The 19,296-nt window shown below is 57.0% G+C and carries 32 protein-coding genes; all 32 read left to right on the top strand.

Annotation, left to right across the window (positions count from 1 at the left end):
• Positions 1-240 precede the first annotated feature (240 nt).
• The 32 genes from ACR0NJ_RS17475 to rpsK all read left to right on the top strand — a co-directional run bounded on the left by ACR0NJ_RS17475 (position 241) and on the right by rpsK (position 19,236).
• Positions 241-783 carry a hypothetical protein gene (locus ACR0NJ_RS17475; protein ID WP_480818380.1) on the top strand — a complete coding sequence of 181 codons (543 nt, stop codon included), beginning with the start codon at positions 241-243 and terminating at the stop codon, positions 781-783.
• Positions 784-994: 211 nt separating this feature from the next.
• Positions 995-1,309 (top strand): 30S ribosomal protein S10, encoded by a 315-nt coding sequence (gene rpsJ, locus ACR0NJ_RS17470; protein ID WP_008756422.1) that lies wholly within the window; start codon positions 995-997, stop codon positions 1,307-1,309.
• A gap of 15 nt (positions 1,310-1,324) precedes the next feature.
• A complete protein-coding gene (gene rplC, locus ACR0NJ_RS17465; protein WP_039538255.1) occupies positions 1,325-2,050 on the top strand; it encodes a 50S ribosomal protein L3 in 726 nt (241 codons plus the stop codon).
• Positions 2,047-2,664 carry a 50S ribosomal protein L4 gene (gene rplD / locus ACR0NJ_RS17460; RefSeq protein ID WP_008756644.1) on the top strand — a complete coding sequence of 206 codons (618 nt, stop codon included), beginning with the start codon at positions 2,047-2,049 and terminating at the stop codon, positions 2,662-2,664. Before rplC ends, rplD begins: the two co-directional genes overlap by 4 nt.
• Positions 2,661-2,957: a 50S ribosomal protein L23 gene (locus tag ACR0NJ_RS17455; RefSeq protein WP_008757532.1), complete on the top strand. Its 297-nt coding sequence runs from the start codon at positions 2,661-2,663 to the stop codon at positions 2,955-2,957. The genes rplD and ACR0NJ_RS17455 overlap by 4 nt, the downstream gene beginning before the upstream one ends.
• 151 nt (positions 2,958-3,108) lie before the next feature.
• Complete coding sequence (locus ACR0NJ_RS17450) at positions 3,109-4,194, top strand: acyltransferase family protein (protein ID WP_480818379.1); 1,086 nt, start codon at positions 3,109-3,111, stop codon at positions 4,192-4,194.
• 198 nt (positions 4,195-4,392) lie between these two features.
• Complete coding sequence (locus ACR0NJ_RS17445; RefSeq protein ID WP_480818378.1) at positions 4,393-5,082, top strand: hypothetical protein; 690 nt, start codon at positions 4,393-4,395, stop codon at positions 5,080-5,082.
• Between the two features lie 261 nt (positions 5,083-5,343).
• Positions 5,344-6,186, top strand: a complete 843-nt coding sequence (gene rplB / locus ACR0NJ_RS17440; RefSeq protein WP_008757664.1) for a 50S ribosomal protein L2 — start codon at positions 5,344-5,346, stop codon at positions 6,184-6,186.
• A 3-nt stretch (positions 6,187-6,189) separates the two neighbouring features.
• On the top strand, positions 6,190-6,468 hold the full coding sequence (rpsS, locus tag ACR0NJ_RS17435) for a 30S ribosomal protein S19 (protein ID WP_005980699.1): 279 nt from the start codon (positions 6,190-6,192) through the stop codon (positions 6,466-6,468).
• Between the two features lie 3 nt (positions 6,469-6,471).
• A complete protein-coding gene (gene rplV, locus ACR0NJ_RS17430; protein WP_039538267.1) occupies positions 6,472-6,852 on the top strand; it encodes a 50S ribosomal protein L22 in 381 nt (126 codons plus the stop codon).
• Positions 6,852-7,562, top strand: a complete 711-nt coding sequence (rpsC, locus tag ACR0NJ_RS17425) for a 30S ribosomal protein S3 (protein WP_008758042.1) — start codon at positions 6,852-6,854, stop codon at positions 7,560-7,562. Before rplV ends, rpsC begins: the two co-directional genes overlap by 1 nt.
• A gap of 12 nt (positions 7,563-7,574) precedes the next feature.
• On the top strand, positions 7,575-7,988 hold the full coding sequence (gene rplP, locus ACR0NJ_RS17420) for a 50S ribosomal protein L16 (RefSeq protein ID WP_010437070.1): 414 nt from the start codon (positions 7,575-7,577) through the stop codon (positions 7,986-7,988).
• A 160-nt stretch (positions 7,989-8,148) separates the two neighbouring features.
• Entirely contained in the window at positions 8,149-8,697 is a 549-nt protein-coding gene (locus ACR0NJ_RS17415; protein ID WP_480818377.1) for an amino acid synthesis family protein, read from the top strand.
• Positions 8,698-8,737: 40 nt separating this feature from the next.
• On the top strand, positions 8,738-9,358 hold the full coding sequence (locus ACR0NJ_RS17410) for a 2OG-Fe(II) oxygenase family protein (RefSeq protein ID WP_480818376.1): 621 nt from the start codon (positions 8,738-8,740) through the stop codon (positions 9,356-9,358).
• Between the two features lie 429 nt (positions 9,359-9,787).
• Positions 9,788-9,994 (top strand): 50S ribosomal protein L29, encoded by a 207-nt coding sequence (gene rpmC / locus ACR0NJ_RS17405; protein ID WP_039538276.1) that lies wholly within the window; start codon positions 9,788-9,790, stop codon positions 9,992-9,994.
• Between the two features lie 4 nt (positions 9,995-9,998).
• Positions 9,999-10,229, top strand: a complete 231-nt coding sequence (rpsQ, locus tag ACR0NJ_RS17400) for a 30S ribosomal protein S17 (RefSeq protein ID WP_152459158.1) — start codon at positions 9,999-10,001, stop codon at positions 10,227-10,229.
• A 76-nt stretch (positions 10,230-10,305) separates the two neighbouring features.
• Positions 10,306-10,674: a 50S ribosomal protein L14 gene (gene rplN / locus ACR0NJ_RS17395; protein ID WP_008757934.1), complete on the top strand. Its 369-nt coding sequence runs from the start codon at positions 10,306-10,308 to the stop codon at positions 10,672-10,674.
• A 2-nt stretch (positions 10,675-10,676) separates the two neighbouring features.
• Positions 10,677-10,988 (top strand): 50S ribosomal protein L24, encoded by a 312-nt coding sequence (gene rplX / locus ACR0NJ_RS17390; RefSeq protein WP_170440482.1) that lies wholly within the window; start codon positions 10,677-10,679, stop codon positions 10,986-10,988.
• Complete coding sequence (gene rplE, locus ACR0NJ_RS17385; RefSeq protein WP_480818375.1) at positions 10,981-11,541, top strand: 50S ribosomal protein L5; 561 nt, start codon at positions 10,981-10,983, stop codon at positions 11,539-11,541. Before rplX ends, rplE begins: the two co-directional genes overlap by 8 nt.
• Positions 11,542-11,560: 19 nt before the next feature.
• Positions 11,561-11,866 carry a 30S ribosomal protein S14 gene (gene rpsN / locus ACR0NJ_RS17380; protein WP_068340744.1) on the top strand — a complete coding sequence of 102 codons (306 nt, stop codon included), beginning with the start codon at positions 11,561-11,563 and terminating at the stop codon, positions 11,864-11,866.
• A gap of 13 nt (positions 11,867-11,879) precedes the next feature.
• The gene (gene rpsH, locus ACR0NJ_RS17375; protein ID WP_068340741.1) at positions 11,880-12,272 is read left to right on the top strand and encodes a 30S ribosomal protein S8; all 393 of its coding nucleotides are present in this window, start codon (positions 11,880-11,882) and stop codon (positions 12,270-12,272) included.
• 12 nt (positions 12,273-12,284) lie between these two features.
• A complete protein-coding gene (gene rplF, locus ACR0NJ_RS17370) occupies positions 12,285-12,818 on the top strand; it encodes a 50S ribosomal protein L6 (RefSeq protein ID WP_480818374.1) in 534 nt (177 codons plus the stop codon).
• Positions 12,819-12,829: 11 nt separating this feature from the next.
• Complete coding sequence (rplR, locus tag ACR0NJ_RS17365) at positions 12,830-13,189, top strand: 50S ribosomal protein L18 (RefSeq protein ID WP_170356678.1); 360 nt, start codon at positions 12,830-12,832, stop codon at positions 13,187-13,189.
• A gap of 172 nt (positions 13,190-13,361) precedes the next feature.
• Positions 13,362-13,925 carry a 30S ribosomal protein S5 gene (gene rpsE, locus ACR0NJ_RS17360; RefSeq protein WP_170798222.1) on the top strand — a complete coding sequence of 188 codons (564 nt, stop codon included), beginning with the start codon at positions 13,362-13,364 and terminating at the stop codon, positions 13,923-13,925.
• Positions 13,926-13,937: 12 nt separating this feature from the next.
• Positions 13,938-14,126: a 50S ribosomal protein L30 gene (gene rpmD, locus ACR0NJ_RS17355; RefSeq protein WP_008757946.1), complete on the top strand. Its 189-nt coding sequence runs from the start codon at positions 13,938-13,940 to the stop codon at positions 14,124-14,126.
• Positions 14,127-14,400: 274 nt separating this feature from the next.
• Positions 14,401-15,021 (top strand): tetratricopeptide repeat protein, encoded by a 621-nt coding sequence (locus ACR0NJ_RS17350; protein WP_480818373.1) that lies wholly within the window; start codon positions 14,401-14,403, stop codon positions 15,019-15,021.
• A 192-nt stretch (positions 15,022-15,213) separates the two neighbouring features.
• Positions 15,214-15,429, top strand: a complete 216-nt coding sequence (locus ACR0NJ_RS17345) for a DUF1127 domain-containing protein (protein WP_480818372.1) — start codon at positions 15,214-15,216, stop codon at positions 15,427-15,429.
• Positions 15,430-15,635: 206 nt separating this feature from the next.
• On the top strand, positions 15,636-16,109 hold the full coding sequence (rplO, locus tag ACR0NJ_RS17340) for a 50S ribosomal protein L15 (protein ID WP_480818371.1): 474 nt from the start codon (positions 15,636-15,638) through the stop codon (positions 16,107-16,109).
• Positions 16,110-16,218: 109 nt separating this feature from the next.
• Positions 16,219-17,583 carry a preprotein translocase subunit SecY gene (gene secY, locus ACR0NJ_RS17335; protein ID WP_480818370.1) on the top strand — a complete coding sequence of 455 codons (1,365 nt, stop codon included), beginning with the start codon at positions 16,219-16,221 and terminating at the stop codon, positions 17,581-17,583.
• Positions 17,580-18,251 carry an adenylate kinase gene (locus ACR0NJ_RS17330; RefSeq protein WP_480818369.1) on the top strand — a complete coding sequence of 224 codons (672 nt, stop codon included), beginning with the start codon at positions 17,580-17,582 and terminating at the stop codon, positions 18,249-18,251. Before secY ends, ACR0NJ_RS17330 begins: the two co-directional genes overlap by 4 nt.
• A 211-nt stretch (positions 18,252-18,462) precedes the next feature.
• Positions 18,463-18,831, top strand: coding sequence for a 30S ribosomal protein S13 (gene rpsM, locus ACR0NJ_RS17325; RefSeq protein WP_008757392.1), 369 nt, complete (start codon positions 18,463-18,465; stop codon positions 18,829-18,831).
• A gap of 15 nt (positions 18,832-18,846) precedes the next feature.
• The gene (rpsK, locus tag ACR0NJ_RS17320) at positions 18,847-19,236 is read left to right on the top strand and encodes a 30S ribosomal protein S11 (protein WP_008757289.1); all 390 of its coding nucleotides are present in this window, start codon (positions 18,847-18,849) and stop codon (positions 19,234-19,236) included.
• Positions 19,237-19,296 lie beyond the last annotated feature (60 nt).

The following is a 19,296-nucleotide window of genomic DNA, read 5'->3' as shown; positions in this document are numbered from 1 at the left end:
TTGGAAAGCGGTGGGCGGCAGTTGCTTCAAAGAAGCAATGAGAGCCCACACCGGCGAACTAAAGAAGGCCGTCCCAATGGGGCGGCCTTTTTACTGTTGGTAGACCTTGGGGCGGTTTGTTATTATTGAGAAACAACTTTTAGTAGATTGAGTTTTCTTATGCTGTTTAGGGCACTGACGTTTTTATTCTGCTTGGTTGTTACCCCAGCAAGTGCGTGCCGCTACACGAAGCAAGCTGATTTGAGCGACGTTCTTAATGCGGACGCAGTTATAGTGGGTAGCGTAGACAGGTATGAGATAGTCGAAGTGGAACTTCGTGATCTTGGACCGCGGCCAAGTTATGTTCGTTTCGAAATTAGAGTTGAGGAGATTATCACAGGAGATGTGTCATCCAGATTGAGTCCGGAAAACAAGCTGGTGGTGATATCTCGTGAGTTCACATTCGGCTTGTCAGGGGATTTTGATAGTCGCAGGAGGCTATTTTTTGCGCTCCGTGCGCCTCTGTCATCAATGCCTTCTGCTGAATCAAATGTTCCTGCGATACTCGTTAACCACGAACCGCAGGAATTCGTCGTCCTACAGCAGCCTTGTTCCCGAGGCTTGATTTTTGATGCTAGAGGACCTTTAGGGATCGCTCTCCAGCAAGTTCTGGAGACTGATCGTGATCAGGCTGCCGAGTTGGAAATCCTGGAAGAGTTCATTTTTGAACGAGAGGTGTTTTCAAAGATGCAAAGTGAAATCTATCGACTGCAATGGGAAATCCACCGCTTGAGGAATGACTAAAGATCAATGAGGCAGGAGGAGGTCTTTATGATCGTAGTTCTTTAACTATGCATACGATTCCCCTTGCCAAACCCCACCAACCCCACTAATACGCGCGAGTTCTCAATAAGAACGTTAAGGCGGGGTGATTCCCGCCTTTTGGGTTCGATGAGGGTTGGCGATGCGCGTCTGTCCTCCTCTCAACCTCAACGCCTGAAAAAAGGCTGTATCTATGCAAAGCCAAAACATCCGTATTCGGCTGAAGGCATTTGACTATCGCGTTCTGGATGCCAGCACGCAAGAGATCGTCAACACTGCCAAGCGGACCGGCGCGAACGTGCGCGGCCCGATCCCGCTGCCGAACAAGATTGAGAAGTTCACGGTTCTCCGTGGCCCTCACGTTGACAAGAAATCCCGCGACCAGTTCGAGATCCGCACGCACAAGCGCCTTCTCGACATCGTTGATCCGACCCCCCAGACCGTTGACGCGCTGATGAAGCTCGACCTCGCTGCTGGTGTGGATGTCGAGATCAAGCTGCAGTCGTAATCGGAGGGTATGAGAATGCGCTCTGGTATTATCGCAAAAAAAGTCGGTATGACCCGCCTGTTCATGGAAGACGGCAAGCAGATCCCTGTGACCGTTCTTCACCTGGACAACCTGCAGGTTGTTGCGCAGCGCACCGCTGACAAAGACGGCTACACCGCCGTTCAGCTGGGTGCCGGTGCTGCCAAGGCAAAACGCACCTCGAAAGCCATGCGCGGTCACTATGCCGCTGCCAAGGTTGAGCCCAAGCGTAAGCTGGCCGAGTTCCGCGTCTCCGAAGATGGCCTGATCGATGTGGGCGCCGAGATTTCGGCAGAACACTTCCTGGAAGGTCAGAAGGTTGACGTTTCGGGTACCTCGATCGGTAAAGGCTTTGCCGGTGCGATGAAGCGTTGGAACTTTGGTGGTCTGCGCGCCTCGCACGGTGTTTCGATCAGCCACCGTTCGCACGGTTCGACCGGTCAGTGTCAGGACCCGGGCAAGGTGTTCAAAGGCAAGAAGATGGCCGGTCACATGGGTGCTGCCCGTGTTACCACCCAGAACCTGGAGGTTGTCAAAACCGATGCCGACCGGAACCTGGTCTTCATCAAAGGCGCTGTTCCCGGACCGAAATCGGGCTGGGTCACCGTCAAGGACGCCGTCAAGAAGAAAGCACCCGAAGGCCTGCCGTTCCCGGCAGCCGTAAAAGGTGCCGCAACCGAAGCACCGGCGGAAGAAGCGCCCGCGGAAGGTGGTGAAGCATGAAACTTGATGTAATCAAACTGGACGGCGGCAAAGCCGGCGACATCGAGCTGAACGCCGATCTGTTCGGCCTCGAGCCGCGCGCGGACATCCTGCACCGTGTGGTCCGTTGGCAGCGCAACAATGCGCAGGCCGGTACCCACAAGGTCAAGACCCGCTCGGAAACCAGCTACTCGACCAAGAAGATCTATCGCCAGAAGGGCACCGGTGGCGCACGCCATGGTGACCGTAACGCGCCGATCTTCCGTGGTGGTGGTATCTACAAAGGCCCCGTCGTACGCTCGCACGGCCACGACCTGCCCAAGAAGTTCCGCAAGCTTGGCCTGCGCCACGCTCTGTCGGCCAAAGCCAAGGCAGGTGAACTGGTTGTGATCGAGAACGCCGAAGCCGAAGGCAAGACCGCCGCTCTGGCCAAACAGGTTGCAAACCTGGGCTGGAAACGCGCTCTGGTCATCGACGGCGCGACCGTGAACGAAGGGTTCCTGAAAGCGTCCAAGAACATCGAAGGTCTGGATATCCTGCCGTCGATGGGCGCAAACGTCTATGACATCCTCAAGCGTGACACCCTGGTGCTCACCAAAGCGGCTGTCGAAGCACTGGAGGCTCGTCTGAAATGAGCGCGAAGGCAGAACACTACGACGTGATCCGCAAGCCGATCATTACTGAAAAGTCGACCATGGCGTCCGAAAACGGCGCGGTTGTCTTTGAAGTGGCGATCGACAGCAACAAGCCGCAGATCAAAGAGGCCGTTGAGGCGCTATTTGGTGTGAAGGTCAAAGCGGTGAACACCACCGTGACCAAAGGCAAGGTCAAGCGGTTCCGCGGCCAGCTGGGCCGCCGGAAAGACGTCAAAAAAGCATATGTGACCCTGGAAGAGGGCAACACAATCGACGTATCCACCGGTCTCTGATCGGATATGATTGCACTTTTTTCGGCCCCGGTGAATGTTATCACCGGGGCCGAATTCGTTTTTGCGGCATGAAATTTGGCGGTTTTATGTACAAAGCACCGCGCCGCAAACGTTATCCGCGCGCTTCAACGAATTGACTTGGAGATAGCCTTTGAAATCGTCGACCGGAGAGTACTTCGTTGGGCTTGATCACGTTCGGGCTTTGGCGGCTTTTCTTGTGTTCACGTGGCACTTCTCTCACGTCAATGATGGCCACCTGACGTCGTCGCCCATTTTTCCTTTTTCGGTTCTGCTTGAGGGTCATGTGGGGGTCGCCTTGTTCATGACTTTGAGCGGGTACTTATTTGCAAAACTGCTTAATGGGCGGCGTATCATTTTTTCTGCATTCATCTGGAACAGAGCCCTAAGGCTTTTTCCGCTGTTGATAGTCGCATTCCTGATCGAGGGGTTGACACGTTGGAGTAGCGGTTTGCCAATGCTGCCGTATTTGGGTCAGTTGCTGCGCGGGTTCGTTTTCCCCGTCTGGCCCAACGGTGGCTGGTCAATTGCTGTCGAGTTGCATTTCTATCTTATTTTGCCGCTTCTCCTCAGTATCTCGGCAAAGCGGCCGCAAATGATCCTCTTGGTTGTCCTGGTCTTCCTTCTGGGGCGCTACATCTACTGGCAAGAGGTCGGCCAGGTGCAAACACTTGCATATTGGACCATCGTGGGTGGTATCGATCAGTTTGTTTTTGGCATATTTGCCTTTAACTGCCGCAACCTAATACGTGGGAAGCACGCACTGGCAGCCATTGTTTGTGCGCTGATACTTTCCTTCATCTGGTACTTCGACACGTTGGGTGGATTTTATGGCATCGGGGGATACCCGACTGGCAACCCAATTTGGATTGTCTACCCCACTATCGTCGGCGCGGCGTTTGCATTTCTTGTCGCGTGGTACGACGGCTCGTTCAAATTCAGAAGCCAAGGCCTTTCGGGCCTGGTTGCAAAAATTGGGGCCTGCTCCTACTCGATCTACATCCTGCATTTCTTCGTCGTCTTTGACGCGGCCACCTATATCGATGAGAACATTCTCGAACTCACCAATCCACTGGTCACAATAGGCGTTTCGGTTCTGGCTTTCCTTGCGTTCGCACCCGTTGCGTATTCAAGTTTCAAGTCGATCGAGTTGCCACCTATGGCGTGGAAACTTCCGTACCAGTCCGAAGATACTCGTTTGGCCAGGCTTCAATCCTAGTAGGGTGCTTTTCGGTGCCGAATACATCCTAACTCATAGCGAGGCGCAAACGTCCCCAAAGCGCCAGCCCGCCGGGACGGGCAGTGGCCCGCGCGGCGGCCTTCGGCCTTTATTACGCGCCATATTTCTGAGCAAAAGCTGAGAAAAGAAAAGATCGAAAATCTACTCATTTGATACCTTAGCTTGAGGAAAAGTTTCTTGAACATTGACAACGAGTACCTGCAAGGCAAGCCGTTCTTCAAAAAACTACTGCTGGAAGTCCAGGGCCAACTTCTACCAAAATTACTCGGATTGGGGGTTGAATACGATCCAAAGTCTCCAAATGGAGAAGCTCTTGGAGTTTACGTCTATAGCTGGCCACTTCTATATCGCGTATCGCCTAGGGTACTATTTTTGGTGGACGTCCGTGTGTCGGGAACTGCCCATTCAGCGATAGCAATTTCTGGATCCGCTTATGAAGTAAAAGATCCAGAGTTCTCCAATCGAGATGCTCTGATTCAAATAAGGAAAGTTGAGGCGCCAGCATTGTACCTTGAAGCAAAAGAAGGACGTGGAAGATCATTTGAGCTTTATAGGACACAAGTGGACCCGTATGCGCGTCTGTTGGAATGGTGCATATCTCCGATGGCCCATCTTCCTAGAACATCTTCTGCGCTGAAAAGGTTATTCGGACGCAAACTCGTAGTTGCCACGGCTTGGACACTGACCGCCATTAGGTTTCTTCTAATAACGCCAGTGTTTGCAATACATGCGATTTTCAGGAGAAAGTGGCTGGCTTCTGTCTCAGCCGGTACAAGTGCTGCTGGATCAAATATGACACAAAGGGCTGTTAGGTCCGCTAATGCAATTGTGGCCAAAATGGAGAGGCTTGTGCACACTCGTAGCTAGCGCTCAACTCCAAGCACGTCAGGTTAGCACACTGGAAGCCAAACACCAGTGCAACTCCTATTGGCAGCAATTGTTTTATTGCGCCTATAGACACCCAACCCCAACCCTGTTACACGCACCCAATCTTGCGGCCTCGGATTCGTTCCGGGGCCTCTGATATTTGTAACCGGGGACCTTCGGGGCCCTATACCCTTGGCACCTACGGGGGCCTATCACATAGCAGGGAAATCCCCTGCACTTGCTAAACGGAAGACAGAAAGCATGGCACTCAAGTCGTACAAGCCGACGACGCCGGGCCAGCGCGGGCTGGTGCTGATCGACCGTTCGGAGCTTTGGAAAGGACGTCCGGTCAAGTCTCTCACTGAGGGTTTGACCAAATCGGGCGGCCGGAACAACACCGGACGGATCACTTCACGCCGCCGCGGCGGTGGCGCAAAGCGTCTCTACCGGATCGTTGACTTCAAACGGAACAAATTTGATGTCGCGGCAACCGTCGAGCGGATCGAATATGACCCGAACCGGACCGCATTCATCGCACTGGTAAAATACGAAGACGGCGAGCAGGCATATATCCTGGCTCCGCAGCGTCTGGCTGTTGGTGACAAAGTCGTGGCATCCGCCAAGGCCGACATCAAGCCGGGCAACGCAATGCCGTTTTCGGGCATGCCCATCGGTACCATCGTCCACAACATCGAGATGAAGCCTGGTAAAGGCGGTCAGATCGCACGTGCGGCCGGTACTTACGCTCAGTTCGTTGGTCGCGATGGCGGCTACGCTCAGATCCGTCTGAGCTCGGGCGAGCTGCGCATGGTCCGTCAGGAATGCATGGCCACCGTTGGTGCCGTGTCCAACCCCGACAACTCGAACCAGAACCTCGGTAAAGCCGGTCGTATGCGCCACAAAGGCGTGCGTCCGTCGGTTCGTGGTGTTGCAATGAACCCGATCGATCACCCGCACGGTGGTGGTGAAGGTCGTACCTCGGGTGGCCGTACGCCGGTTACGCCGTGGGGTAAGGACACCAAGGGTAAGCGTACCCGCAACAAGAACAAAGCGTCCCAGAAGCTGATCATCCGCTCGCGGCACGCCAAGAAGAAGGGACGTTAATCCATGTCTCGCTCTGTTTGGAAGGGTCCTTTCGTCGATGCTTACGTGCTGAAAAAAGCCGAAGCAGCGCGCGAATCGGGCCGCAACGAAGTCATCAAAATCTGGTCGCGTCGTTCCACCATTCTGCCCCAGTTCGTGGGTCTGACCTTTGGTGTGTACAACGGCCAGAAGCATATCCCCGTCAACGTCTCGGAAGACATGATCGGTCAGAAGTTCGGTGAATACTCGCCGACCCGTACCTATTATGGCCACGCCGCAGACAAAAAAGCGAAGCGGAAGTAAGTCATGGGCAAGGAAAAGAACCCCCGCCGCGTGGCTGAAAACGAAGCAATGGCGAAAACCCGCATGCTTCGCACCAGCCCGCAGAAACTGAACCTGGTTGCGCAAATGATCCGCGGCAAGAAAGTTGAGAAGGCTCTGACCGACCTGACTTTCTCGAACAAGCGTGTCGCGCAGGACGTCAAGAAATGCCTGCAGTCCGCAATCGCGAATGCCGAAAACAACCACAACCTGGATGTTGACGAGCTGATCGTCGCCGAAGCATGGGTTGGCAAGAACCTGGTCATGAAGCGCGGTCGTCCGCGTGCCCGTGGCCGTTTCGGCAAGATCATGAAGCCGTTCTCGGAGATCACCATCAAGGTGCGTCAAGTTGAGGAGCAAGCCTAATGGGTCATAAAGTAAATCCGATCGGCATGCGCCTGCAGGTCAACCGCACCTGGGACAGCCGCTGGTACGCCGACACCAAGGACTACGGTGATCTTCTGCTGGAAGACCTCAAGATCCGTGAGTTCATCAACAAAGAGTGCAAGCAGGCCGGTGTTGCCCGTGTGATCATCGAACGTCCGCACAAAAAGTGCCGCGTTACGATCCACACTGCACGTCCCGGTGTCATCATCGGCAAGAAAGGTGCAGACATCGAAGTTCTGCGCAAAAAGCTTGCTCGTATGACCGACAGCGAACTGCACCTGAACATCGTCGAAGTGCGCAAGCCCGAGCTTGACGCGCAGCTGGTTGCCGAGTCCATCGCTCAGCAGCTGGAACGTCGTGTTTCGTTCCGTCGCGCAATGAAGCGCTCGGTTCAGAACGCCATGCGCATGGGCGCCCTGGGTATCCGGGTGAACGTCGCTGGCCGTCTGGGCGGCGCCGAAATCGCACGGACCGAGTGGTACCGCGAAGGCCGCGTGCCTCTGCACACTCTGCGTGCCGACATCGATTACGCACATGCCGAAGCGATGACTCCTTACGGGATCATCGGGATCAAGGTCTGGATCTTCAAAGGTGAGATCATGGAGCACGATCCGCAGGCACGTGACCGTAAAGCACAGGAACTCCAGGACGGCCCTGCACCTCGTGGTGCTGGTGGCGGTCGTCGCTAAGGAGGGAAAGATATGCTTCAACCAAAGCGTACTAAATTCCGCAAGATGCACAAAGGCCGGATCAAGGGTCTCGCCAAAGGCGGCTCTGATCTGAACTTTGGCACTTACGGCCTGAAAGCTCTTGAGCCTGAGCGTGTAACTGCACGCCAGATCGAAGCTGCTCGTCGTGCCATGACGCGTCACATGAAGCGTCAGGGCCGCGTCTGGATCCGCATCTTCCCCGACACTCCGGTCACGGCCAAGCCGATCGAAGTTCGTATGGGTAAAGGTAAAGGTTCGGTCGACCGCTGGGCATGCAAGGTCAAGCCTGGCCGTGTGATGTTCGAGATCGACGGCGTCAATGACGACATCGCCCGCGAGGCCCTGCGCCTGGCCGCGATGAAGCTGCCGATCAAGACCCGCGTCGTGATCCGCGAAGACTGGTAAGGCGGTGGGGTAAAACCCCACCCTACGATTTGAAACCCCCGTCGGGACACCGGCGGGGGTTTTTCTTTTGGGTCGACCTCTTGTGATCTGCCAGCCGGTCAAAATAGTCGACGTCTCACTGCGCCGCCCCTACGTTAACCTGCAGGAATGGGAGGGCCCTATGGTGCAGCTACGCAAAAAGATGTTCGTCAAAGAAGTCATAACCACCGACCAGCTGGGCCAGCCATGTGAGCCGATCAGTCGGGTTGCGGCGCTGGCCGTGATACAGAACCCTCTGGCCGGGCGTTATTCGGACGACCTGTCCGAGCTGTTTGAGATCGGAGCCCTGTTGGGCCCGGACCTCGCTGTCGAAGCGATTTCGCAATTGGATGGCGCGCCGGCCTCATACGGCAAGGCCGCGATTGTCGGCATGAACGGCGACCTTGAGCAGGGCGGGGCGGTGATCCATCCCAAGCTCGGCGCACCCATGCGGGCAGCGGCGGGCGGAGGTGAGGCGGTGATCCCCTCGAACGCCAAACTGGGCGCGCCGGGTTGCGCGATTGATCTGCCTTTGGGGCACAAGGACAATCCGTGGTCGTTCGACCATTTCGACACGATGACGCTGAACATTCCGGACGCGCCGAAACCGGATGAGATCGTGCTGTGCCTTGCTTATGCCGATGGCGGTCGTCCGATCCCGCGCTGTGGCAAAGGGCCCATCAAGACCTAAGCGTCTGGTCTTGCCGAAAGGGCTGGGGTATGCCCGGCCCATGGCACAGATTGAATCACTCTTCGTCACCCGTCTCTACCGCGCAGCTTTGTCCCAGTTCGATCCCAAGATCGATGCGGGCGAGTTGGAAAGCTCGTGCCGTGTCATCGCTCAGGATGATGAGGCCGGGCAGGACTGGTGCGAGGAAAACGGCTATCCCGGTTATACCAGCTATGCCTCGCTGACCGATCTGCCCTGGCGGTTTCCGATCTTCGCCGATCTGGTTGCGGCGCTGGACCAGCACGTGGCGGCCTTCGCCAAGGATCTGGAGTTCGATCTGGGCGAGGGCGAGCTAAAGCTGGAGGACCTCTGGATCAACATCCTGCCCGAAGGCGGCATGCATTCCAGCCACCTGCACCCGCACAGCGTGATCTCGGGCACCACCTATGTGGCGATGCCCGAAGGGGCGAGTGCGCTGAAACTGGAGGACCCCCGCTCGGGCCGCATGATGGCCGCGCCGACGCGGTTGAAAGGCGGGCGGCGGGATCTGCAGCCGTTCATCTATATGAAGCCGCAGGTGGGCGATGTTCTGCTGTGGGAAAGCTGGCTGCGCCACGAGGTGCCGATGAACATGGCTGAGGATGAGCGGATTAGTGTCAGCTTCAACTACAAGTGGGAATAACCTCTGCATAGGCGATGCTGTGAGCGCTGGCACGCCAGTTTTTTGGGGTGGGTTTCTCCTTCTTTATTTGATCACATTGCATCGCTCAGGCTGGAAGCTCAAAGAGAGCCTCCTCGCAGTCGTTTGGCGATCACATCTACACCACCTGCCGAGATTTGAGGGCGCCATTTGGGCGGCGATATCGTGTGCAACCATATATGTCTCGTGGGTCGCCTTTGAGGCATGTGCGCGTTGATCAGTTCGAGACGCGTTGACTTAGCCAACGATCCTCCAAACTTCCTCTTGCCACCCACCCCCCAAACCCTTATACGGCGGCATCCTGCGGTCTCCCGGCGTTGTCGGGCGATTCGTATGTCTATCATTCATCCACCAGGTCAAAGGTGACCCGTGTACGGGGCCTTCTGGTGTTTTGAGCAAAGGAAAAAGGCGATGAACGCCCAAGAACTGCGTGACAAGACCCCGGACCAGCTCCGCGAGGAACTGGCCAACCTGAAGAAAGAAAGCTTTAACCTGCGCTTTCAACAGGCAACCGGTCAGCTGGAAAACACAGCCGGCATCAAAGCGGCCCGCCGCAATGCTGCCCGCGTCAAAACCATCCTGAACCAAAAGGCCGCTGCCGCGGCATCCGAGGAGTAATCAGATGCCCAAGCGTATCCTGTCCGGAGTAGTAACCAGCGACGCCAACGAGCAAACCGTGACTGTTTCGGTTGAACGCCGTTTCAAGCACCCGCTGCTGCACAAAACCGTTCGTAAGTCCAAGAAATACCGGGCTCATGACGAAAAGAACGCCTTCAAGGTCGGTGACACCGTTCGCATCATCGAATGCGCACCGAAATCGAAGACGAAACGTTGGGAAGTTCTGGAAGCGTAAGCTTCCGGGATTTTTCCATTTGTCGAAACCCTGGGGGATTTAACAAGACCAGCCCCCACAGGTCGGGAGAAACCACATGATCCAGATGCAGACCAATCTGGATGTCGCTGACAACTCCGGCGCACGCCGAGTTCAGTGCATCAAGGTCCTGGGTGGTTCCAAGCGTAAATACGCCTCCGTCGGCGACATCATTGTCGTCTCGGTGAAGGAAGCCATCCCGCGCGGCCGCGTAAAGAAAGGGGACGTCCGCAAGGCCGTCGTCGTACGCACCGCCAAAGAAGTCCGTCGCGAAGACGGCACCGCGATCCGTTTCGATCGCAACGCCGCCGTCATCCTGAACAACAACAACGAGCCCGTAGGTACACGTATCTTTGGCCCCGTTGTTCGCGAACTGCGCGGCAAGAACTTCATGAAAATCATCTCGCTGGCTCCGGAGGTGCTGTAATCATGGCTGCTAAACTCCGCAAAGGCGACAAGGTCGTCGTGCTGGCCGGCAAGGACAAGGGCAAAGAGGGGACTATCACCTCGGTTGACCCCAAAGCCGGTAAAGCTGTTGTCGATGGCATCAACATCGCCATCCGTCACACCCGCCAGACCCAGAACAGCCAGGGTGGCCGCCTGCCTCAGGCAAACCCGATCGAGCTGTCGAACCTGGCGCTGCTGGACAAGAACGGCAAAGCAACCCGCGTTGGCTTCCGCATGGAAGGCGACAAGAAGGTCCGCTTCGCCAAGACCACGGGGGACGTGATCGATGCTTGATACTGCAACCTACACCCCGCGTCTGAAAGCTCAGTACGCTGAAACCATCCGGGCCGCTCTGAAAGAAGAGTTCGGCTATAAGAACGACATGCAGCTGCCCAAGCTGGAAAAGATCGTTCTGAACATCGGATGTGGTGCTGAGGCTGTCAAAGACTCGAAGAAGGCGAAAGCCGCTGTCGAGGATCTGACCGTGATTGCAGGCCAGAAGGCCGTTGCAACGCTGGCGAAAAAGTCGATCGCGGGCTTCCGCGTCCGTGAAGACATGCCGCTGGGTGCCAAGGTGACCCTGCGCGGTGACCGGATGTACGAATTCCTGGATCGTCTGATCACCATCGCGATGCCGCGTATCCGTGACTTCCGCGGTGTGAAACCCTCGTTCGATGGTCGTGGCAACTTTGCCATGGGCATGAAAGAGCACATCGTGTTCCCCGAGATCGACTTCGACAAGGTCGACGAGGTCTGGGGCCTGGATATCGTAATCACCACCACAGCGAACACCGACGCTGAAGCAAAGGCACTGTTGAAAGCGTTCAACATGCCGTTCAACGCGTAAGCGCCGGGAGGATTGAGACATGGCTAAAAAAGCAATGATCGAACGCGAGAAAAAGCGCGAACGCCTGGTGGCCAAATATGCCGCAAAGCGTGCCGAGCTGAAAGAAATCGCGAATGACGAGAGCCGCCCGATGGAAGAGCGTTTCAAAGCGCGTCTGAAACTGGCGAAACTGCCGCGCAACAGCTCGGCTACCCGTCTGCACAACCGCTGTCAGCTGACCGGTCGTCCCCACGCTTACTACCGTAAGCTGAAGGTCAGCCGTATCGCGCTGCGCGAGCTGGGTTCTGCTGGTCAGATCCCCGGCATGGTGAAATCGAGCTGGTAAGGGAGACATAGATATGAATGATCCTATCGGCGATATGCTCACCCGTATCCGCAACGCGCAAATGCGCGGCAAGTCCACCGTTTCCACCCCGGCATCCAAGCTGCGTGGTTGGGTTCTGGACGTGCTGGCGGACGAAGGCTACATCCGTGGCTATGAAAAGACGACCGGCGAAAACGGTCATCCGGCCATCGAAATCAGCCTGAAATACTACGAAGGCACCCCTGTCATTCGCGAGCTGAAGCGGGTTTCCAAACCTGGCCGTCGCGTCTACATGGGCGTCAATGACATCCCACAGGTCCGTCAGGGTCTGGGCGTGTCGATTGTCAGCACTCCGAAAGGTGTGATGTCGGACGCAAACGCTCGCTCCAACAATGTTGGCGGCGAAGTGCTCTGCACCGTCTTCTAAGGAGGGTCTGCAATGTCTCGTATTGGTAAAAAACCGGTCGAGCTGCCCAGCGGCGTTTCTGCCTCTGTGTCGGGTCAGACCATCGAAGTGAAGGGGCCGAAAGGCACCCGCAGCTTCACCGCAACTGATGACGTCACGCTGTTGGTCGAAGACAACGTTGTGCAAATCAACCCTCGCGGCATGTCCAAGCGTGCGCGCCAGCAGTGGGGCATGAGCCGCACCATGGTCGCCAATCTTGTTGAAGGCGTGACAAACGGCTTCAAAAAAGAGCTGGAGATTCAGGGTGTTGGCTACCGGGCTCAGATGCAGGGCAACACCCTGAAGCTGAACCTGGGTTACAGCCACGATGTTGATTTCACTGCTCCGGAAGGTGTCACCATCACCGCGCCGAAGCAGACCGAGATCGTTGTGGAAGGTATCGACCAGCAGCAGGTGGGCGAAGTCGCGGCCAAAATCCGTGAATGGCGCCGTCCCGAGCCGTATAAAGGCAAGGGCATCCGCTATAAAGGCGAGTTCATCTTCCGCAAGGAAGGCAAGAAGAAGTAAGGACGCAGACAATGGCAAACAGCAAAAGAACCCTGTTTCTGAAGCGCCGCCTGCGCGTTCGGAACAAACTTCGCAAAGTCAACGCGGGCCGTGTACGCCTGTCGGTTCACCGTTCGAACAAGAACATCAGCGTTCAGCTGATCGACGACGTTCGTGGCGTGACCCTGGCTGCAGCCTCGACCCTGGAAAAAGATCTGGGTGTTGTTGGCAAGAACAACGTCGAAGCGGCCACCAAAGTGGGCGCGGCCATCGCCGAGCGTGCCAAGAAGGCAGGCGTCGAAGAGGCCTATTTCGATCGCGGTGGCTTCTTGTTCCACGGCAAGGTGAAGGCAGTAGCCGACGCCGCGCGTGAAGGTGGTCTGAAGATCTGATGGTGTGCCGGGCTGAAGCCCGGCCTACCAAAGACGACGCCGTAGGCCGGGCTTCAGCCCGGCTTCGGCACCTGAAGGCGGGTCCGCCCGCCTCGATGATCGGGGGGCTTTCCGGCCCACTTCGATTGAAGAAAACGGCGTCACAAGCGCCACATGAGAAAAGGGATGCCAAATGGCAGAACGTGAAAACCGTCGGGGCCGTGGCCGCGACCGTGAAGAAGCACCGGAATTTGCAGATCGTCTAGTCGCAATCAACCGCGTGTCGAAAACCGTAAAAGGCGGTAAGCGCTTTGGCTTCGCCGCTCTGGTGGTTGTCGGCGATCAGAAAGGCCGCGTGGGCTTTGGCAAAGGTAAAGCGAAAGAAGTACCTGAAGCCATCCGCAAGGCGACTGAACAAGCCAAGCGCCAGATGATCCGCGTGCAGCTGCGCGAAGGTCGGACCCTGCACCACGACATCGAGGGCCGTCATGGCGCTGGTAAAGTGGTTATGCGCACCGCACCTGAAGGTACCGGTATCATCGCCGGTGGTCCGATGCGTGCCGTGTTCGAAATGCTGGGCGTGAAGGACGTTGTGTCCAAGTCGCTGGGCTCGCAGAACCCGTACAACATGATCCGCGCCACCATCAACGGCCTGCAGAAAGAGCAGAGCCCGCGTTCGGTCGCACAGCGTCGTGGCAAAAAAGTTGCCGACATCCTGCCCAAGCGGGACGAAGCGCCGGCCGAAGCCGAAGCGTAAGGAGAGCGAGTTATGGCAAAAACCATCGTCGTCAAGCAGATCGGTTCCCCGATCCGCCGCCCCGCCGAACAGCGCGCAACCCTGATTGGCCTGGGCCTGAATAAGATGCACAAGACCCGTGAGCTGGAAGATACTCCTTCGGTCCGCGGCATGGTCAACAAGATCCCGCATCTGGTCGAGATCATCGAAGAGCGCGGCTAAGCGCGACTTCGACGAGAATTTGAAACGCCCCCGACTTGGTCGGAGGCGTTTTTCGTTTCTGAACGGCGGTTTTCTGTTTGTCGTCGTTTTCCGGGACGGGGTGACCCGAGGCTTTCACGGGCGACGTGCCGACCCGGTCCGGCAGCCCCGCGATCCATCCAAACCAGGCGCCAGTATTCGTGATTTCCTATGTCTCCGGCGCTGTCCTATGGTTGGAAGCACTCCTTGATCCATTGCCGGACCAAAAAGCGGAGGGGATAAAGTGCTACCAGCGATGAATAGAAGCCTTGCGAATGCTTGCTCGAGACTGCGCGACAAAGCGGCATCTCTCATAACTGTTGCATTTATCTCCGCATCCGCCCCCGTTTGGGCGGGTGATTTCGAAACCGGGCTCAAGGCCTTCCGCGCCGGGGAAATGCAGCAAGCGCTGGACGAATGGCAGCCCCTTGCACAGGCCGGTGATCGGGATGCGCAGCATGCTTTGGGGATGATGTACGAGTACGGGCATGGATTGGACCGCGATGATGCAGAGGCCGCGAGTTGGTACAAGAAAGCAGCCGAGCAGAATATGACGGAAGCGCAATACAGGTTGGGCGTTTTCCATGACAACGGATGGGGTGTCCCCCGCGACCCTGGCCTGGCCGCACAGTGGTACGAGCGCGCGGCGCAGCGCGGCCATGCTTTCGCGCAGCATGATCTGGCCTACATGCATCTGAACGGAACCGGCGTACCGAAAGACAAAATTCAGGCCTATAAGTGGCTCAGAATTGCGTCCGAGCAGCAAGCCGGGCTGATTGCGAAGCATCTTCATAACGTGTCGAAGACGATGACCCCGAACGAAATAGCACGGGCAGAGGCACTGGCGCAGGCCTGGCTGAATTCGGAAGAAATATAGCAGCCCAGAGTTTGCGTGCATGCCGTATTCTTGAGGCAAACTGTGCCCACGCCATTCACTAAATGCATAACGGCTAGACCCAAAACTCCAGTTGTTAGCGGTATCGCAAAGGCCTATTTCAACCTTGTCCAAACAAGGAACCCTAATGAGATCGTCGGGGAATACGCCCTAGACACAGAAAGGAAATGAGATATGGCACACGCAGCTACTCTGACACATACCGGTTTTAACTTCAGCGCCCGGATCGCCTGGCTGGTTGAGCGGTTCAAGGAATCGCGCGCCCTTGCGGCCGAATACCACCGCACCTATTCGGAACTGCAGAATCTGAGCAATCGCGAACTGGACGATATCGGCATCCGCCGTTGCGATATCGCGGATATCGCGCGCGAGCATGTTTATTGCTCCTAAGGCGACCCACCACTCACGTAAAAAAGAGGTGCCCGATGCGGCACCTCTTTTACGTTTGAGGCAGCGCTGTTCGTAACAGAGCTTGCAACGGGATGCGCAACGCTGTAAGGCGCTCCGGTGGATTTCCGTCCACGAGAATCAAAACCAAGAAATGCCGTGTCTGACCCATCACGCTTCGGGGTCATTTCCGGCGAAGGAGAAGCGACATGAAACTGAATGAACTGCGCGACAATCCCGGCGCCGCACCGAAACGGACCCGCGTTGGCCGTGGTCCCGGCTCGGGCAAGGGTAAAATGGGTGGCCGTGGTATCAAAGGCCAGAAATCCCGTTCGGGTGTGGCCATCAATGGCTACGAAGGCGGCCAGATGCCGCTGTATCAGCGCCTGCCCAAGCGTGGCTTCAACAAGCCGAACCGCAAGGCGTTTGCCGTTATCAACCTGGGCCTGATCCAGAAATTCGTCGACGCCGGCAAGCTGGACGCCAAGGCTGCGATCACCGAGGACGCTCTGGTTGCGTCCGGTCTGGTGCGCCGCAAGCTGGACGGTGTCCGAGTTCTGGCCAAGGGCGAAATCAGCGCCAAAGTAAACCTGGAAGTTACTGGCGCTTCGAAGTCTGCCGTAGAGGCAGTCGAAAAAGCGGGCGGTTCACTGACGGTCACAAAAGCCGCTGCGGCAGAGTAAGCGCTTGTGAGCGGGCCAAGACCCGCTTACATAGACCTCAGAGTTTTCCAAGACGCCGCCCGAGCCGGAAAACGGTTCCGGGCGGTGTTTGCATAAGAGAGACCGATTTATGGTATCAGCAGCAGAACAAATGGCAGCCAACACAAGCTGGGCTGCTTTGGGCAAAGCCACCGATCTGCGCAACCGCATCCTGTTCACGCTGGCCTTGCTGATCGTCTATCGTCTGGGCACCTTCATTCCGGTGCCGGGCATTGACGGGCAGGCATTGCGTGAGTTCATGGAGCAAGCGGGGCAGGGCATCGGCGGCATGGTTTCGATGTTCACCGGCGGGGCGCTGGGGCGGATGGGTATCTTTGCCCTCGGCATCATGCCCTACATCTCGGCCTCGATCATCGTGCAGCTGCTGACTTCGATGGTGCCCGCGCTCGAACAGCTCAAGAAAGAGGGCGAGCAGGGCCGCAAGAAGATCAACCAATACACCCGTTTCGGCACCGTGGCGCTGGCCACCGTTCAGGCCTATGGTCTGGCGGTTTCGCTGGAGTCGGGCGATCTGGCGACCGATCCGGGACTGTATTTCCGCATGTCGACCATGATCACGCTGGTTGGCGGCACCATGTTCCTGATGTGGCTGGGCGAACAGATCACCGCGCGCGGCATCGGCAATGGTATCTCTCTGATCATTTTCGTCGGCATCATCGCCGAGGTTCCGGCGGCGCTGGCCCAGTTCTTCGCCTCTGGCCGTTCCGGTGCAATCAGCCCCGCCGTGATCGTTGGCGTGATCGTCATGGTTATCGCTGTGATTACCTTCGTGGTCTTCATGGAGCGTGCCCTGCGCAAGATCCATATCCAGTACCCACGCCGTCAGGCCGGTATGAAGGTCTATGAAGGCGGCTCCAGCCATTTGCCGGTCAAGGTAAACCCGGCGGGCGTGATCCCGGCGATCTTCGCCAGTTCACTGCTGCTGTTGCCCGTGACAATCTCGACCTTCTCGTCGGGGGCTGCAAACGGGCCGGTGATGTCGTGGTTGCTCGCCAATTTTGGCCCCGGACAGCCGCTCTACCTGCTGTTCTTCGCCTCGATGATCGTGTTCTTCGCCTATTTCTACACGTTCAACGTGTCGTTCAAACCGGACGATGTGGCGGACAACCTGAAAAAGCAGAACGGTTTTGTGCCGGGTATCCGTCCGGGCAAGAAAACCGCTGAATATCTGGAATACGTGGTCAACCGCGTACTGGTTCTGGGCTCGGCCTATCTGGCTGCCGTCTGCCTGCTGCCGGAAATCCTGCGCGGTCAGTTCGCCATCCCGTTCTATTTCGGCGGTACGTCGGTTCTGATTATCGTCTCGGTGACCATGGACACGATCCAACAGGTCCAGAGCCACCTGCTGGCGCATCAATATGAAGGGCTGATCGAAAAGTCCCAACTGCGCGGCAAAAGCAAGAAACGCGGCAGAAAGGGAGCTGCTCGTCGATGAACATCATTCTTCTTGGCCCCCCGGGGGCAGGCAAAGGCACGCAAGCGCGGCATTTGGTTGAAACCCGGGGCATGGTGCAGCTGAGCACCGGCGACATGCTGCGCGAGGCCAAGGACAGCGGCACCGAAATGGGCAACCGCGTGGCCGAGGTGATGGCCAAGGGTGAGCTGGTCACCGATGAGATCGTGATCGGTCTGATCCGCGAAAAGCTGGAACAGGGTGCCAAGGGCGGTTTCATCTTTGACGGCTTCCCACGTACCTTGGCGCAGGCGGATGCGCTGGGAGATTTGCTCGACAGCACTGGCGAGACGCTGGACGCAGTCATAGCGATGGAGGTCGATGACGACGCTTTGGTCTCGCGCATCACGGCTCGGTCGACCTGTGGTGGTTGTGGCGAGGTCTATAACGACATCACCAAACCGATCCCAGCGGATGGTAAATGCACCAATTGCGGCAAGGAAAACGACTTCAAACGCCGCGCGGACGATAATGAGGAAAGCCTCAAGACCCGTCTCATGGAGTATTACAAGAAAACCTCGATGCTGATCGGCTATTACCATGCCAAGGGCAACCTGTCCTGGGTCGATGGTCTGGGCGAGATTGACGAGGTTCAAAGCTCCATCGCCGCCGTCCTGGATAAGGGTGGCGATGCGACCGGAAACGGCTGAGTTTCCAGCAACGAAGGAATGGGCTTGACGGCAGTGCCAAAAGCCCATATCGACCCCCATCCCCAAAGGGAATCAAGACCGCGTGCGGGATTCGTCCCAACCGCCCCGACCACCTCGAATAATGCTGAACCCTCTGGCGGCACTGCCACGGTTAAGCGTTGTGAAAAAAGGTTCTGGAGTTACGGAACCGCAACGAAAAGGAAAGTGACACGTGGCACGTATTGCCGGCGTAAACATCCCGACTGCAAAGCGGGTACCTATCGCCCTCACATATATCACCGGTATCGGAAACACCTCGGCCAAAGCGATCTGCGAAGCCGTGGGCATTGAAGCGCACCGTCGCGTCAACGAACTGTCCGACGCCGAAGTTCTGGCCATCCGCGAGCACATCGATGCAAACTTCACCGTCGAAGGTGACCTTCGCCGTGAAGTTCAGATGAACGTCAAGCGCCTGATGGACCTGGGCTGCTATCGCGGTCTGCGTCACCGCCGCAACCTGCCGGTTCGCGGTCAGCGTACCCACACCAATGCTCGTACCCGCAAAGGCCCCGCAAAGGCCATTGCCGGTAAGAAGAAATAAGAGGGGGTCTGACCGATGGCACGTGACAAGACTCGCGTTAAACGCAAAGAGCGTAAGAACATCGCATCGGGCGTTGCCCATGTGAACTCGACCTTCAACAACACCAAGATCCTGATCTCGGACGTACAGGGCAACGCCATCTCGTGGTCGTCTGCCGGTACCATGGGCTTTAAGGGTTCGCGGAAATCGACGCCTTATGCCGCTCAGATGGCTGCAGAAGATGCAGGCAAGAAGGCGCAGGAACATGGCGTCAAGACGCTGGAAGTCGAAGTTCAGGGTCCCGGTTCGGGCCGTGAATCGGCTCTGCGTGCGCTGGCTGCAGTGGGCTTCAACATCACGTCGATCCGCGACGTGACGCCGATCGCTCACAACGGCTGCCGCCCGCCGAAGCGCCGCCGCGTCTAAGCGATTTGGAATTTGGCTGGGGCTGTGTGTTTTTGCACGGCCCCAGCACGTCATTTTGAA

The sequence above is a fragment of the Ruegeria sp. F11 genome (genome assembly GCF_056533855.1).
The sequence above is the reverse complement of the archived record's forward strand: the minus strand, read 5'-3'. Positions and strand labels throughout refer to the sequence as shown.

Excerpts from the sequence above, each read along its gene's own strand:
- rpsJ (WP_008756422.1), top strand. The coding sequence starts at position 995 with ATGCAAAGCCAAAACATCCGTATTCGGCTGAAGGCATTTGACTATCGC.
- rplC (WP_039538255.1), top strand. The coding sequence starts at position 1,325 with ATGCGCTCTGGTATTATCGCAAAAAAAGTCGGTATGACCCGCCTGTTC.
- rplD (WP_008756644.1), top strand. The coding sequence starts at position 2,047 with ATGAAACTTGATGTAATCAAACTGGACGGCGGCAAAGCCGGCGACATC.
- ACR0NJ_RS17455 (WP_008757532.1), top strand. The coding sequence starts at position 2,661 with ATGAGCGCGAAGGCAGAACACTACGACGTGATCCGCAAGCCGATCATT.
- rplB (WP_008757664.1), top strand. The coding sequence starts at position 5,344 with ATGGCACTCAAGTCGTACAAGCCGACGACGCCGGGCCAGCGCGGGCTG.
- rpsS (WP_005980699.1), top strand. The coding sequence starts at position 6,190 with ATGTCTCGCTCTGTTTGGAAGGGTCCTTTCGTCGATGCTTACGTGCTG.
- rplV (WP_039538267.1), top strand. The coding sequence starts at position 6,472 with ATGGGCAAGGAAAAGAACCCCCGCCGCGTGGCTGAAAACGAAGCAATG.
- rpsC (WP_008758042.1), top strand. The coding sequence starts at position 6,852 with ATGGGTCATAAAGTAAATCCGATCGGCATGCGCCTGCAGGTCAACCGC.
- rplP (WP_010437070.1), top strand. The coding sequence starts at position 7,575 with ATGCTTCAACCAAAGCGTACTAAATTCCGCAAGATGCACAAAGGCCGG.
- ACR0NJ_RS17415 (WP_480818377.1), top strand. The coding sequence starts at position 8,149 with ATGGTGCAGCTACGCAAAAAGATGTTCGTCAAAGAAGTCATAACCACC.
- ACR0NJ_RS17410 (WP_480818376.1), top strand. The coding sequence starts at position 8,738 with ATGGCACAGATTGAATCACTCTTCGTCACCCGTCTCTACCGCGCAGCT.
- rpmC (WP_039538276.1), top strand. The coding sequence starts at position 9,788 with ATGAACGCCCAAGAACTGCGTGACAAGACCCCGGACCAGCTCCGCGAG.
- rpsQ (WP_152459158.1), top strand. The coding sequence starts at position 9,999 with ATGCCCAAGCGTATCCTGTCCGGAGTAGTAACCAGCGACGCCAACGAG.
- rplN (WP_008757934.1), top strand. The coding sequence starts at position 10,306 with ATGATCCAGATGCAGACCAATCTGGATGTCGCTGACAACTCCGGCGCA.
- rplX (WP_170440482.1), top strand. The coding sequence starts at position 10,677 with ATGGCTGCTAAACTCCGCAAAGGCGACAAGGTCGTCGTGCTGGCCGGC.
- rplE (WP_480818375.1), top strand. The coding sequence starts at position 10,981 with ATGCTTGATACTGCAACCTACACCCCGCGTCTGAAAGCTCAGTACGCT.
- rpsN (WP_068340744.1), top strand. The coding sequence starts at position 11,561 with ATGGCTAAAAAAGCAATGATCGAACGCGAGAAAAAGCGCGAACGCCTG.
- rpsH (WP_068340741.1), top strand. The coding sequence starts at position 11,880 with ATGAATGATCCTATCGGCGATATGCTCACCCGTATCCGCAACGCGCAA.
- rplF (WP_480818374.1), top strand. The coding sequence starts at position 12,285 with ATGTCTCGTATTGGTAAAAAACCGGTCGAGCTGCCCAGCGGCGTTTCT.
- rplR (WP_170356678.1), top strand. The coding sequence starts at position 12,830 with ATGGCAAACAGCAAAAGAACCCTGTTTCTGAAGCGCCGCCTGCGCGTT.
- rpsE (WP_170798222.1), top strand. The coding sequence starts at position 13,362 with ATGGCAGAACGTGAAAACCGTCGGGGCCGTGGCCGCGACCGTGAAGAA.
- rpmD (WP_008757946.1), top strand. The coding sequence starts at position 13,938 with ATGGCAAAAACCATCGTCGTCAAGCAGATCGGTTCCCCGATCCGCCGC.
- ACR0NJ_RS17350 (WP_480818373.1), top strand. The coding sequence starts at position 14,401 with ATGAATAGAAGCCTTGCGAATGCTTGCTCGAGACTGCGCGACAAAGCG.
- ACR0NJ_RS17345 (WP_480818372.1), top strand. The coding sequence starts at position 15,214 with ATGGCACACGCAGCTACTCTGACACATACCGGTTTTAACTTCAGCGCC.
- rplO (WP_480818371.1), top strand. The coding sequence starts at position 15,636 with ATGAAACTGAATGAACTGCGCGACAATCCCGGCGCCGCACCGAAACGG.
- secY (WP_480818370.1), top strand. The coding sequence starts at position 16,219 with ATGGTATCAGCAGCAGAACAAATGGCAGCCAACACAAGCTGGGCTGCT.
- ACR0NJ_RS17330 (WP_480818369.1), top strand. The coding sequence starts at position 17,580 with ATGAACATCATTCTTCTTGGCCCCCCGGGGGCAGGCAAAGGCACGCAA.
- rpsK (WP_008757289.1), top strand. The coding sequence starts at position 18,847 with ATGGCACGTGACAAGACTCGCGTTAAACGCAAAGAGCGTAAGAACATC.